The organism is Rhodopseudomonas sp. NSM (assembly GCF_052445935.1).
In the GTDB taxonomy this organism is placed as follows: domain Bacteria; phylum Pseudomonadota; class Alphaproteobacteria; order Rhizobiales; family Xanthobacteraceae; genus Rhodopseudomonas.
Window position 1 is genome coordinate 178457 of the sequence record NZ_JBQTCH010000009.1, and the last position, 12653, is coordinate 191109.

Here is a 12653-nt window from a genome sequence, read left to right on the forward strand (position 1 = left end):
TCGCTCATCGATCGCTTGCGGGACTTCCGCCCCGCTGGCGGCGGAAAAGCCCGGAGCCGCTCACACCCGCTGCAGCGACACCGAGACCTTCGGGCCGTTCCTGATGGTCTGGTACACCACGCAATAGCGCTCGGTGAGCTTGAGCAGCAGATCGAGCCTGTCCTGCGGCGCGTCGGTGCCGACCTCGAAGCGGAGGCGGATTTCGCGGAAGCCGACCGGCGCATCCTTGTCGATGCCGAGCGCGCCGCGCACGTCGAGATCGCCCTCGGCGGTTACGCGGCCATCGCTCAGCGGCAGCTCGATCGCGGTGGCGACCGTCTTCAGCGTCACCCCCGCACAGGCCACCAGCGCCTCCAGCAGCATGTCGCCGGAGCACAGATCGAGCCCGGAGCCGCCGGCCGACGGATGCAGCCCGGCCTGCGCCAGCCCGCGGCCGGTCTCAAGCCGGCAGGCGATGCCCGGGCCGTCGACCGCACCTTTGGCCGTCAGCGTGATCAGCGCGGCGTCCGGGTCGGACTTGAAGCGCTCCTTGAGCGGCGCCTGGGTGGCGCGCAGCGTGGCGGCATCCATGGTTCTCTCCCTCCCTTGTTTTTGGTATCTAATGCCGGAATTCGACGGCTGTCACCTCGCCGGCGGCCGTCGGCCGGAACCAAAGTCGACCGGCGGGCGATCGGCCGGGGCGGCTGTTCACGCGGAATTTCGTGACAGCGCAGGCGGCGTCCGATATCCGGAGTCGCATGGACAAAGTCGTGACACCTCAACGGCCGGCCGCCGACGAGCGGTTCGATACCCCGCGGATCACCGCCGAGATCGCGGTGCTGGCCGGGCAGCACGCCGGCAACGGCCAGGGCTTCCGCACCGCGCTGGCGATGCTGATGAAGGCCGAGCTGGCGAAATCGCGCGCCGAGGCCGAGGCACAGTTGCTGCGCGACCGCCACGGCCGGCGCTGCGCAGAGCGGCTGTGCTTCGTCCAGGACGAGATCATCCGCCTGCTGTTCATGGCGGCGACGCAGTATCTTTACAATTCGCCGACGCCGTCGAGTTCGGAGCGGATGTCGGTGGTCGCCACCGGCGGCTACGGCCGCGGGCTCATGGCGCCGGAATCCGACATCGATCTGTTGTTCATCCTGCCCTACAAGCAGACCGCCTGGGGCGAGCAGGTCGCCGAGGTGATCCTGTATTGCCTGTGGGACATCGGCCTCAAGGTCGGCCACGCCACACGCTCGGTCGACGAATCGATCCGCCAGGCGCGCGCCGACATGACGATCCGGACCGCGATTCTGGAGACCCGGTTCCTGACCGGCGACAAGGCGCTGTATCAGGAACTGGTCGACCGCTTCGACAAGGAAGTGGTCGAGGGCACCGCCGCCGAATTCGTCACCGCCAAGCTCGCCGAGCGCGAGGAGCGCCACCGCCGCTCCGGCCAGTCGCGCTATCTGGTCGAGCCCAACGTCAAGGACGGCAAGGGCGGCTTGCGCGACCTGCACACGCTGTTCTGGATCGCCAAATACGTCTACCGCGTCCGCGGCACCAGCGAACTGCTCGAACACGGCGTGTTCGACCAGATCGAATTCCGCACCTTCCGCCGCTGCGAGGATTTCCTCTGGTCGGTGCGCTGCAACCTGCACTTCCTGACGCGGCGCGCCGAGGAGCGGCTGTCGTTCGACCTGCAGCGCGAGATCGGGGTGCGGCTCGGCTACACCTCGCATCCCGGGATGCAGGACGTCGAGCGCTTCATGAAGCACTACTTCCTGATCGCCAAGAAGGTCGGCAATCTGACCGCGATCCTGTGCGCCAAGCTCGAGGACCAGCAGGCCAAGCCGGCGCCGGCGCTGTCGCGGATGATGGCGCGGCTGCGGCCCGGCACGACGCGCCGCCGGGTGCCCGAGAGCGACGACTTCGTCATCGACAACAACCGCATCAATTGCGCGATGCCGGACGTGTTCAAGCACGACCCGGTCAATCTGATCCGGATCTTCCGGCTGGCGCAGAAGAACAGCCTCGCCTTCCATCCCGACGCGATGCGGACGGTGACGCGCTCGCTGCAACTGATCAACGCCCAGCTCCGCGACGATCCCGAGGCCAACCGGCTGTTCATCGAGATCCTGACCTCGGACAATGCCGAGCCGGTGCTGCGGCGGATGAACGAGACCGGCGTGCTCGGCCGCTTCATCCGCGCCTTCGGCCGCATCGTCTCGATGATGCAGTTCAACATGTATCACAGCTACACGGTGGACGAGCACCTGCTGCGCTGCGTCGGCAATCTCCAGGAGATCGAGCGCGGCGGCAACGACGAATTCATCCTGTCGTCCGACCTCATCCGCAAAATCCGGCCCGACCATCGCGCGGTGCTGTACGTCGCGGTGCTGCTGCACGACATCGCCAAGGGCCAGCCCGAGGATCACTCCACCGCCGGCGCCAAGGTGGCGCGGCGGCTGTGTCCGCGGTTCGGCTTCAACGCCGCCGACACCGAACTGATCGCCTGGCTGATCGACAAGCACCTGGTGATGTCGACGGTGGCGCAGTCGCGCGATCTATCGGACCGCAAGACGATCGAGAATTTCGCCGCCGTGGTCGAATCGGTCGAGCAGATGAAGCTCCTGACCATCCTCACCACCGCCGACATCCGCGGCGTCGGCCCCGGCGTCTGGAACGGCTGGAAGGCGCAGCTGATCCGCACGCTGTATTACGAGACCGAGCCGGTGCTGACCGGCGGCTTCTCCGAGGTCAACCGCGCCGAGCGCATCCGCGCCGCGCAGGCGGAATTCCGCGCCAGTTTCACCGAATGGCCGGAGGCCGAACTCGACGCCTATGTGGCGCGGCACTATCCGGCCTACTGGCTCAAGGTCGAGCTGGCGCGCAAGATCCGCCACGCTCGCTTCCTGCGCGCCTCCGAACAGGCCGGCCACAAGCTCGCGGTCAATGTCGGCTTCGACGAGGCGCGCGGTGTCACCGAACTGACCATCCTGGCGGTCGACCATCCCTGGCTGCTGTCGATCATCGCCGGAGCCTGCGCCTCGGCCGGCGCCAACATCGTCGACGCCCAGATCTACACCACCACCGACGGCCGCGCGCTGGACACGATCTCGATCCGCCGCGAATACGACCGCGACGAGGACGAGGGCCGCAGAGCCACCCGGATCGGCGAGATGATCGAGGACGTGCTGGAAGGCAAGCTGCGGCTGCCCGAAGCGGTCGCCCGCCGCGCCACCAACGGCCGGACCAAGCTGCGCGCCTTCGTGGTCGAGCCGGAAGTCTCGATCAACAACAACTGGTCGGACCGCTACACCGTGATCGAGGTCTCGGGCCTCGACCGCCCCGGCCTGTTGTATCAGCTCACTACCGCGATCTCGAAGCTGAACCTCAACATCGCCTCGGCCCATGTCGCCACCTTCGGCGAACGCGCCCGCGACGTGTTCTACGTCACCGATCTGCTCGGCGCCCAGATCACCGCGCCGACCCGGCAGGCCGCGATCAAGCGCGCGCTGGTGCACCTGCTCGCCAATGGCGACGCCGAGCAGCAGCCGGCGGCGTGACGACGCCGCGGCGCGGCGCGATAGTTCAGGCCGCCAGCCGGTTGAGCGCATCGACGATATCGGCCCCACGATAGGGCTTGCTGAAGAACTCGCCGCCGCCCGGAATCCGGACGTCTTCGGCGGCGGCGTGCCCGGACACCAGAATGATCGCGATCGGTGGCCATCGATCGTGGACGATGGCGGCCAGCGCCGTGCCGTCGATGCCGGGCGGCATGTCGATGTCGCTCAGGATGATGCCAATGTCGGAGCGGCTTTCGAGCACGCCGAGGGCCTGCGTGGCGTTCGCCGCCTCGACGGCGACGAAGCCGGCATCTTCGACGAGGTCGACCACGTTCATGCGCAGAACGGGCTCGTCCTCGACGACCAGTACGACAGTTTCTCGATCCAGCATTGGTCCTGCCCCGGCTAGGTCTGCAATTCGGCGAGCGAAACCCTGAATTCCGCCTCGACGCCCGCCGGATGATAATGAAGCTGCGCGCCGCCGGTGCCCGCCAGCCCCATCTTCAGCAGTCGCGAGCCGAAACCCTGGCGCGACGGCGGAGCGACGGCGGGGCCGCCGGACTCACGCCACCGCAGCCGAAGCTCGGCTTCGCCGTCCGCGTCTTCGATCGTCCAGGCAATCTGCACGCGCCCGCTGTCGTTGGCCAGCGCGCCGTATTTCACGGCGTTGGTGGTCAGCTCGTGCAGCAGCAGCGCGAGCGAAAGCGCCGACCGCGATCCCAGCGGGACGCTGCCCCCCGAGACGTCGAACCGGCCGACATCGTCGAAGATGCAGATCGCCGTTTCGACGATGCTCCGCACCGGGGCGGCGCGCCAGTCCTGCTGCAGCAACACGTCGTGGGCCATGCTGAGCGCGAGCAGCCGGTCGGAAAACGCCTTGACGGGCGCCTTGTCGGGAACGTTCTTCAGCGTCTGCGACGCGACCGCCTGCACCAGCGCCATGGTGTTCTTCATGCGATGGCTGAGTTCGTCGTTCAGCAGGCGCTGCTGCGCCTCGGCGCGCAGCCGGGCGACGGCGGTCTCGATCCGGTCGGCGATGTTGCCGAGATAGGCCAGCACTTCCGGCGACCACACCCGTGGCTCGCTGGCGTGGACGATCAGCATCGCCACGGTGCGGCCGTGTTCGATCACCGGCACGTTGACCAGCGACCGGACATCGAGCGCCAGCAGCGCCTCGATGTGCCCGGCCGTGGCGGAATCGGTGGTGACGTCGGTGATGACCAGCGGCTGCCCCTTCAGCACACCCGCCAGCAGATTGTCGCCGTAATCGGCGAGCCGGTGCCGGCCGGCCGCGGACACCACGCCGTCGGCGGTCCAGTCCGGTTCGATCTCGACGCCCTCGCCGGATTCGTCGAACCGGCCGAACGCGGCGCGCGCGACCTGCAGCGTTTCGCCGACGACCTTGGCGGCGGCGCGGGTCACCTCGCCGACCGTGGTGGCGTCGCGCAGCCGGTCGCCGATTTCGAGCAGGCCGTTGCGGCGGATCTCCGCATCCTTCTGCTCGGCCAGCAGCGCATCGCGCTGCGCGACCGCAAGGCGGAGTTCGAGTTGCGCCACGACCTGGCGCGCCAGGTTGCGCAACGCGTTGGCCTGGGCATCGGTGAGGCCGCCGGGCCGGATTCTGGTATCGATCACGCAGAGGCTGCCCAGCACATGACCATCCGCCGTGCGCAGCGGCGCGCCCGCGTAGAACCGGATGAGCGGATCGCCGGTGACCAGCGGATTATTCCGTGTACGCGCGTCGCAAGTGAGATCGGGAACCACGAGGAGATCGGGCTCGATCAGCGCGTGGGCGCACACCGAACTGTTCAGATCGGTCTGGCAGGCGTCGAACCCGATCCGCGCCTTGAACCATTGGCGATCCTCCAACACCAGGCTGACCAGAGCGACCGGCGTCTCGCAGATCAGCGTCGCCAGTTCGACGATATCGTCGAAGCCGCGCTCGGGGGGCGTGTCGAGGATGGCGAACCGGGAAAGAGCCGTCAGCCTGTCGCGGTCGAAGGTGTAGTCCGGCGGTTCCAACGGAACTCCAAAGGTCCTGTGTTAGCGGCGTTTTACCCGATCTCTCGAGCCCCACAAGGCCAATCCGCGGGGCCGCAAGACCGAAATTATTTGACAGCATGCTGCCAATATGGCAGTATGATGTCATGAAAGACGAGCCCCAAGCACCTTTCGATCATCCCGCCAATGCGCTGGTGCTGGAAGTGTTCCGGCTCAACGGTGCGCTGATCCGGTTCGGCGATGCGCTGGTGAAGCCGCTCGGCCTCACCAGTGCGCGCTGGCAGGTGCTGGGATCGATCGCGCACGGCCGAGGTGCGTTTTCGGTCGCCCGGCTCGCCGACAATATGGGGCTCGCCCGCCAGTCGGTGCAGCGCATCGTCGACGAACTGGCCGAGGCCGGCCTGGTCGGCTTCGAGCCCAACCCTGCGCACAAGCGCGCCAGGCTCGTGGTGATGACGCCGCGCGGCCGGCGCGCCTTCGCCCGCGCTACCGAGCTGTGGCATCCGGTCGCCGACGCGATGGCCTCGGCGCTGGCGCTCCGCGAACTCCGCAAGACCACCGACAACCTCGCGGCCCTGCGGGGCCGGCTCGAACAACACACCGAGAACGGGAGTTCAGAATGATCAGGACGCTTCACCCGGTCGCCGGGATCATCGCCTTTCTCACCATCCTCTGCTTCTGGCTGTCGACCGTCGCCGTCGAACTCGGCGGCGATCCGGAGAGCATCGCCGCCGTCAAGCTGGCGATCCTGTGGGGCCTGCTGCTGCTGGTGCCGTCGATCGCGCTCGCCGGCGCCAGCGGCTTCAGGCTCGGCGGCAAGTCGCAACACCCCGACGTCGTGGGGAAGCGCAAGCGGATGCCTTTCATCGCCCTCAACGGCGTCGTCGTGCTGGTGCCGTGCGCGATCTTTCTGCAGCAGCGGGCGAGCGCCGGGCTGTTCGACCAGACCTTCACCGCGGTGCAGGCGCTCGAACTCGTGGCAGGCGCGGTCAACCTCGCGCTGCTCGGCCTCAACATCCGCGACGGCTTCAGACTGACCCGCCGCTTCGCGCCGGCGCGGGCTTGACGCGATAACTACGTGCCGCGCAAGCGGACCTCGCCGTCGCCAGCCTGCGCGGATGCCGCCTCGCCGCCGAGCGCGAGCCGCAGCATCCGCGCCAGTTCGGCGCGGCGATAGGGCTTCTCCAACAGCAGTTCCGCGTCGGCGGATCCCCCCGACTGCCCCGGCGTGTCGTCGGTGTAACCGGACGTGAACAGCACCTTGAGACGGGGTCTGTGTTTGCGCAACGCATCGGCGAGTTGACGGCCGTCGATACCGCCCGACAGCTTCACGTCGGTGAACAGCAGATCGAATTCGAGATCGTCATACACCAGCGCCATCGCCTGTGCGGCGGTCGCGGCGGCATGCGCGGTGTAGCCGAGCGCCGCCAGATCGGTCATCACATAGCTGCGCACCAGCAGATCGTCCTCGACTACCAGGATGGTCTCGCGACCGCCTTCCGCCTGCCGCGGGGTGCCGGCATCGCCGGCATCGTCCTGCGCAGCGGCGCAGGGCAGATACAACCGGATCGTGGTGCCGGCGCCCTCGTCGCTGCAGATCTCGATGTGGCCGTTGGACTGCTTGACGAAGCCGTACACCATGCTGAGCCCGAGCCCGGTGCCTTCGCCGACCGCCTTCGTCGTGAAGAACGGCTCGAACACCCGGTCGCGGATCGCGGCCGGGATGCCGGTCCCGGTGTCGGTCACCGCCAGCACCACGTAGCGGCCGGGACTGACCTCGTCGTGCTGATCGGCATAGCGCTGGTCGAGATCGGCATTGCCGGAAGCGAGCCGCAACCTGCCGCCGTTCGGCATCGCATCGCGGGCGTTGATCGCCAGATTGATCAGGGCGCTGGAAAGCTGCGACGGGTCTGCCAGCGCCGGGCGCACGCCGGGCGCGGGATCGAATTCGACCTCGATGTCGCCGCCGAGGGTCGAGCGCAGCAGCCGCGCGGTTTCCTGCATCAGCGCGTTGACGTCGATGCTGCGCGGCTGCAGCGGCTGCTTGCGCGCGAACGACAGCAGTCCGTGAGTCAGGTCGCTGGCGCGGGTCACCGCCTGATCGACCATCAGCGCCACGTCCTTGAGGGCGGGACGGTCGCTGACGCCGTCGGCGAGGATCTCGACGCCGCCGGTCAGCACGGTGAGGATGTTGTTGAGATCGTGCGCGACGCCGCCGGTGAGCTGGCCGATCACCTGCATCTTCTGCGCCTGCCGCAGTTGCCGTTCGGTCTCCTTCAGCGCGGTGACGTTGCGATAGACGATCACAGCGCCGTCGAACGCGCCGTCGGCCTTGTGCATGGTGCGGGCGCTGGCGGCGAGCTGCAGCAGCGGCCCGCCGCCGCGCCTGATCCCGATCTCGACATTGTCGAAGCTCTCGCCCATGGAGGCGCGGCGCGCCGGGCATTCCGTCTCCGGCATCGGCGTGACGCCGTCGGCGCGAAAGCGCTGATACTCGCGTCTCCAGGCCTCCGATCCGATGTCCCGGAAATCACCGAAGATCGCATTGGCGGGGGGATTGGCGAAGACCCGGCGCCCTTCGGCGTCGATCACCAGCACCGCATCGGCCATGCTGGCGATGGTTTTATCGAGCACCTCCGACTTGGCGCGCAGCGCCGCGGTGGCCTCGTCGATCTCGTCGACCATCTGCGCGAACGCGGCGGCCAGGATCCTGGGCTCGCCTTTCAGCCCGGTCGGCAATGCCAGCCGTCCGGTCCGGGTGAAGCCTGCGACCGCGGCGGTGATCTGCGCCACGGGATGGGCCAGCGAGCGCGACAGCAGCGCCGACAGCAGCACCGCCACCACCGCGGCGACCAGCGCGACCGTGACGCTGGTGGTCTGCAGCGCCGTCGCCGGCGCGATGATGCGCTCGAAATCCTCGGTCTCGATCACCCCGACGCCCAGGCCGCCGACCAGCTTCGCGGTTACGATCGCCGCCGCGACCCGCTCGCCATCGGGCGCGGTGAGCACCGTGGCGGTGCCGGGCCTGTCGCCCAGTGCCTTCGCCAGATCGGGATAATCGTCCTGCCAGCGGCCGGTCTTGCCCGACGGCATCACCCGCCCGTCGAGCAGATCCAGCAGATAGCCCCCGCGGGAGTCGACGAAATACACCTTGGTGTTGTTGTCGAGCGCGGCGCGGATCCGCTCGAAGGTCGGTCGCAGGTCGAAGTCGAGCACGATCATGCCGAACGGCTCGCCCGCCGGCGTCCGCAATTGGGTCGAGATCGAGATCATCGGCGTCGGCGTCGCGTCACCATGGCGGTCCGGCCCGGCCCGGATCGGCGAGGCGTAGATCTGCTGGTCGGACAGCGCCATCGTCCGCTCGAACAACTCGCGATCGTCGAACCGCCCCAGTTCCCCGGCCGGCACGATGCGGGCCTCGCCTGCAGGTCCGCCGCGATCGACGCGCAGCAATTCGCGACCGCCATCGGCAATGCCGATCAGACTGAAATGGACGATGCCCGGCTTCACCCGCATCTGGCCGGCATAGACTTCGCCGAGATGCCGCAGCCACTTCGCCTCGGTCAGTCCGTCCTGCGGATCGACGCCGTTATTGAGGACGGCACGGACGACGCCCTGATGCGCCGGCAGGGTCCGCGCGGCGAGAATTTCATTATGCAGCGACCGCAGGATTGCATCGAACCCGCCCAGCCGCGCCTTGGCCTGACCGGCGAGGCGCGCGAGCTCGGCCGGCACCACGGCGCGACCGATATTGTAGTAAGCCAGGACGCCGACCGCCGCCACTGCACACAGCACCAGCGCCGTCATCGCCAACGTCAGACGCACCGACAAACGCACGCGCCGCTTCTCCTGCCGATGGAATTGCAATCGGCGCACGGCACGCTATCCGATGGGCGCCCCGAGCGCCACCGAATCGAGCCGCTTTAGCCGATGGTGGTATTGCCTCTGCGGCGGCGCAACGCCTTGCAGCCGCGCCGTGCTTCGAAACTACTCCGGGATCTGGCCGAACCCCTCACCCGCCGGCAGTGGCTTCAGGCGGATCAGCCGGGAATCCTCGACCGCCGCCTGACGATGCTTGACCGCCTCGCGATAGGCCGGATCGCGGATCATCTCGACGAACGCCGCCACGTTCGGATATTCGGCGATGAAGACGTGGTCCCAGTGCTCCTGCTGCGGACCGATCAGCATCAGCTCGAACGCGCCCTGCCAGACCACCTTGCCGCCGAGCCGCGAAAACACCGGCTGCGACTCACGGCCATAGGCCGCATAGGCCTCCGCCCCGCTCGCCTCGCGGCCGTCGCGATAGGCGGCGCGCGGCTTCAGCCGCACCAGATTGAGCATGTGGATCGGGCCGTCGCGATCGTTCTCGCGAAACTGCGCAAACACTTCCTTGGTCGGATCGATATGCCCGGTCATTCATCCCTCCCCATTGCGCCGGCCTCGTTTGGCTGTGCTACTATCACGCCGTCGGCGCTGTTGTCTGCATTTCGGAGGGCTGCCGTGATCGCTGTCGCCAACACCCTGATCGCGCTGGTCGCGGCGCTGCACGTCTATTTCCTGATCGTCGAGATGTTTCTCTGGACCCGGCCGCTCGGGCTGAAGACCTTCCGCAACACGCCCGAGAAGGCGGCCGGCTCCGCCGTGCTCGCCGCCAATCAGGGCCTCTACAACGGCTTTCTCGCCGCCGGCCTGATCTGGAGTCTGCTGCAACCCGATCCCGCCGTCGCGCTGCAGCTCGCGACGTTCTTCCTGGGCTGCGTGATCGTCGCCGGCCTGTACGGCGGCTGGAGCGTCAGCCGGCGCATCCTCTATGTGCAGGCCGCGCCGGCGGCGCTGGCGCTGATCCTGGCCTGGCTGGCGAAGGCTTAGTTGCACCGCACGCGCGTGCCCCGCGCCGATTCGCAAGTCACGGCGCCATTGCCAGAGTTGCGGTGCTGATCCACACTCCCTGCTAACGGCGGCTTCACAGAAGACCGCCGGTCACGAGCCACAGGGAGTCGACGACCGATGAAGAGCCTGTTTCAGGCCGCCACGGCGGCTGTTGCTGCGATTGTGCTCACTGCCGCCCCGGCTGCGGCACAGAAGAAATACGACACCGGCGCCACCGATATCGAGATCAAGATCGGCCAGACCGTGCCGTTCTCCGGTCCCGCCTCGGCCTATGCCGGCATCGGCAAGACCCAGGCCGCCTATATGCGGATGATCAACGACCAGGGCGGCATCAACGGCCGCAAGGTCAACCTGATCCAGTACGACGACGCCTATTCGCCCCCGAAGGCGGTCGAGCAGGTCCGCAAGCTGGTCGAGAGCGACGAGGTGCTGCTGACCTTCCAGATCATCGGCACGCCGTCCAACGCCGCGGTGCAGAAATATCTCAACGCCAAGAAGGTGCCGCAACTGCTCGCGGCGACCGGCGCGACGCGGTTCACCGATCCGAAGAATTTCCCCTGGACGATGGGCTACAACCCGAACTACCAGACCGAGGGCCGGATCTACGCGCGCTACATTCTGAAGAACCACCCCGACGCCAAGATCGGCGTGCTGTTCCAGAACGACGATCTCGGGCGCGACTACGTCACCGGGCTCAGGGCGGGCCTCGGCGACAAGGCCGACAAGATGATCGTGGCGGAGACGTCCTACGAACTCACCGACCCGACCGTCGACTCGCAGATCGTCAAGCTGAAATCCGCCGGCGCCACGCTGCTGTACGACGCATCGACGCCGCGCTTCGCCGCGCAGGCGATCAAGAAGGTCGCGGATCTCGGCTGGAACCCGGTGCACATCCTCGACATCAACGCCAGCCCGGTGTCGGCGACGCTGAAGCCCGCCGGCCTCGACATCTCCAAGGGCATCATCAGCGTCAATTACGGCAAGGACCCTGCCGACCCGCAATGGGCCGACGACCCCGGCGTCAAGAAGTACTTCGCCTTCATGGACAAGTACTATCCGGAAGGCGACAAAATGAACACCGTCAACAGCTACGGCTATTCCACCGCGGAACTGCTGATCACCATCCTGAAGCAGTGCGGCGACAATCTCACCCGCGACAACATCATGAAGCAGGCCGCCAATCTGAAGAACGTCACGCTCGATTTGTCGCTGCCGGGCATGTCGATCAATACCTCGCCGACCGACTTCCGCGTCAACAAGCAGTTGCGGATGATGAAGTTCAACGGCGAGCGCTGGGAGCTGTTCGGCCCGATCCTCGAGGACGACGCCGCGATGTGAAGCGGCGCGACCTGAACGTCGTCCCGGGCGCGATGCAGATCGCCGCCCGGGACGACGCGCGGACTCTTTCCGGCGCCGGTAAATTCACAGGCACCGTAGAACTACGCACAACTAATCGGTAACCCAATCAGTGATCTTGATCGCTGGTTCCCGCCGATCGTCCCGATGTCGGTCAAAACGTGACAGACAGGTTCCGCCGAATCATCGAATTTGATCGCGGCGACCATCGCTGGACACGGACGATTCCGGGAGCGCCGCTTGCGCGGCGAGATCACGATGAGAGCAGAATCCAATCGTTATTTCACCGTCGAACAACTCGAAGAACTCGCGGTCGCCAAATACATCGAGGCGGCGCTGACGCCGGAGGGCGACGAGCGCGAAGAACTGCTCCAGGAAGCCAAGCGCTTCGCCAGTCGTGCGAAGATGAAGAGCTGGCTGATGGGCGAGATCGGCATCACCCCGCCTCGGCGCGATTACCACTGAGGCCGCCGCGACCGCGGCCCGTTCCCCGGGCAGACCTCATTCGCCGGAAACGACGCTGACCTCGCGCTGCAGCCGGTCCATTGCGATCATCACGGCGGCGCCGGCGAATTCCCGGCTTGCCTGGCCGGGATCGACCGAGGCCACCTTCCAGTTGGCGCCGTTGCTGTCGTCATCGGGCGGGCACGGGCGAATCCTGATCGCCTCGACCTTGTCGCAATGGCGCTGCTGGCGGACGTCCCGCAGCAGCAGGGTTTCGATCTCATCGGCGGTCTTCAGCACCCGGGTCATCCATCGCTCTCATGTTGCTCGCTGGCGGCCGATCTATCGCAGGCCGCCGGAAAGGCCGTTTGAGATGCCTCAAGCGGGGCCCGACCGAATGTCGACGACTTCGCCGGAACCCCGGAA

At 67.1% G+C, this 12653-nt stretch carries 12 protein-coding genes; 6 read left to right on the forward strand and 6 right to left on the reverse strand.

Annotation, left to right across the window (positions count from 1 at the left end):
- Positions 1 to 60 precede the first annotated feature (60 nt).
- Complete coding sequence (locus ACTZWT_RS21310) at positions 61 to 570, reverse strand: OsmC family protein (protein WP_444771678.1); 510 nt, start codon at positions 568 to 570, stop codon at positions 61 to 63.
- Positions 571 to 737: 167 nt separating this feature from the next.
- Between ACTZWT_RS21310 and ACTZWT_RS21315 the strand changes: the two genes are divergently transcribed.
- A complete protein-coding gene (locus ACTZWT_RS21315) occupies positions 738 to 3536 on the forward strand; it encodes a [protein-PII] uridylyltransferase (RefSeq protein WP_444771679.1) in 2799 nt (932 codons plus the stop codon).
- A 25-nt stretch (positions 3537 to 3561) separates the two neighbouring features.
- On the opposite strand, the gene ACTZWT_RS21320 is transcribed toward ACTZWT_RS21315, so the two are convergent.
- Both ACTZWT_RS21320 and ACTZWT_RS21325 read right to left on the reverse strand, forming a co-directional pair.
- Positions 3562 to 3927, reverse strand: coding sequence for a response regulator (locus ACTZWT_RS21320; RefSeq protein ID WP_444771680.1), 366 nt, complete (start codon positions 3925 to 3927; stop codon positions 3562 to 3564).
- A gap of 14 nt (positions 3928 to 3941) precedes the next feature.
- Positions 3942 to 5558, reverse strand: a complete 1617-nt coding sequence (locus ACTZWT_RS21325) for a GAF domain-containing protein (protein WP_444771681.1) — start codon at positions 5556 to 5558, stop codon at positions 3942 to 3944.
- 125 nt (positions 5559 to 5683) lie between these two features.
- Between ACTZWT_RS21325 and ACTZWT_RS21330 the strand changes: the two genes are divergently transcribed.
- Together ACTZWT_RS21330 and ACTZWT_RS21335 are read left to right on the forward strand one after the other, a co-directional pair.
- On the forward strand, positions 5684 to 6160 hold the full coding sequence (locus tag ACTZWT_RS21330) for a MarR family winged helix-turn-helix transcriptional regulator (RefSeq protein WP_444771682.1): 477 nt from the start codon (positions 5684 to 5686) through the stop codon (positions 6158 to 6160).
- The gene (locus tag ACTZWT_RS21335) at positions 6157 to 6603 is read left to right on the forward strand and encodes a hypothetical protein (RefSeq protein ID WP_444771683.1); all 447 of its coding nucleotides are present in this window, start codon (positions 6157 to 6159) and stop codon (positions 6601 to 6603) included. The genes ACTZWT_RS21330 and ACTZWT_RS21335 overlap by 4 nt, the downstream gene beginning before the upstream one ends.
- 8 nt (positions 6604 to 6611) lie before the next feature.
- Here the strand turns inward: ACTZWT_RS21335 and ACTZWT_RS21340 are convergent, their stop codons facing one another.
- Together ACTZWT_RS21340 and ACTZWT_RS21345 are read right to left on the reverse strand one after the other, a co-directional pair.
- Positions 6612 to 9374, reverse strand: a complete 2763-nt coding sequence (locus ACTZWT_RS21340) for an ATP-binding protein (RefSeq protein WP_444771684.1) — start codon at positions 9372 to 9374, stop codon at positions 6612 to 6614.
- 150 nt (positions 9375 to 9524) lie between these two features.
- Positions 9525 to 9953: a DUF1330 domain-containing protein gene (locus tag ACTZWT_RS21345; protein WP_444771685.1), complete on the reverse strand. Its 429-nt coding sequence runs from the start codon at positions 9951 to 9953 to the stop codon at positions 9525 to 9527.
- Between the two features lie 84 nt (positions 9954 to 10037).
- Here ACTZWT_RS21345 and ACTZWT_RS21350 point away from each other — a divergent pair, with 84 nt between their 5' ends.
- The 3 genes from ACTZWT_RS21350 (at position 10038) to ACTZWT_RS21360 (ending at position 12248) form a co-directional block, all read left to right on the forward strand.
- The gene (locus tag ACTZWT_RS21350; RefSeq protein WP_444771686.1) at positions 10038 to 10406 is read left to right on the forward strand and encodes a DUF1304 domain-containing protein; all 369 of its coding nucleotides are present in this window, start codon (positions 10038 to 10040) and stop codon (positions 10404 to 10406) included.
- A 138-nt stretch (positions 10407 to 10544) separates the two neighbouring features.
- Positions 10545 to 11765 (forward strand): ABC transporter substrate-binding protein, encoded by a 1221-nt coding sequence (locus ACTZWT_RS21355; protein WP_444771687.1) that lies wholly within the window; start codon positions 10545 to 10547, stop codon positions 11763 to 11765.
- Between the two features lie 276 nt (positions 11766 to 12041).
- Positions 12042 to 12248: a hypothetical protein gene (locus tag ACTZWT_RS21360; protein WP_444771688.1), complete on the forward strand. Its 207-nt coding sequence runs from the start codon at positions 12042 to 12044 to the stop codon at positions 12246 to 12248.
- 36 nt (positions 12249 to 12284) lie between these two features.
- On the opposite strand, the gene ACTZWT_RS21365 is transcribed toward ACTZWT_RS21360, so the two are convergent.
- The gene (locus tag ACTZWT_RS21365; protein WP_444771689.1) at positions 12285 to 12536 is read right to left on the reverse strand and encodes a hypothetical protein; all 252 of its coding nucleotides are present in this window, start codon (positions 12534 to 12536) and stop codon (positions 12285 to 12287) included.
- Between the last annotated feature and the right edge of the window lie 117 nt (positions 12537 to 12653).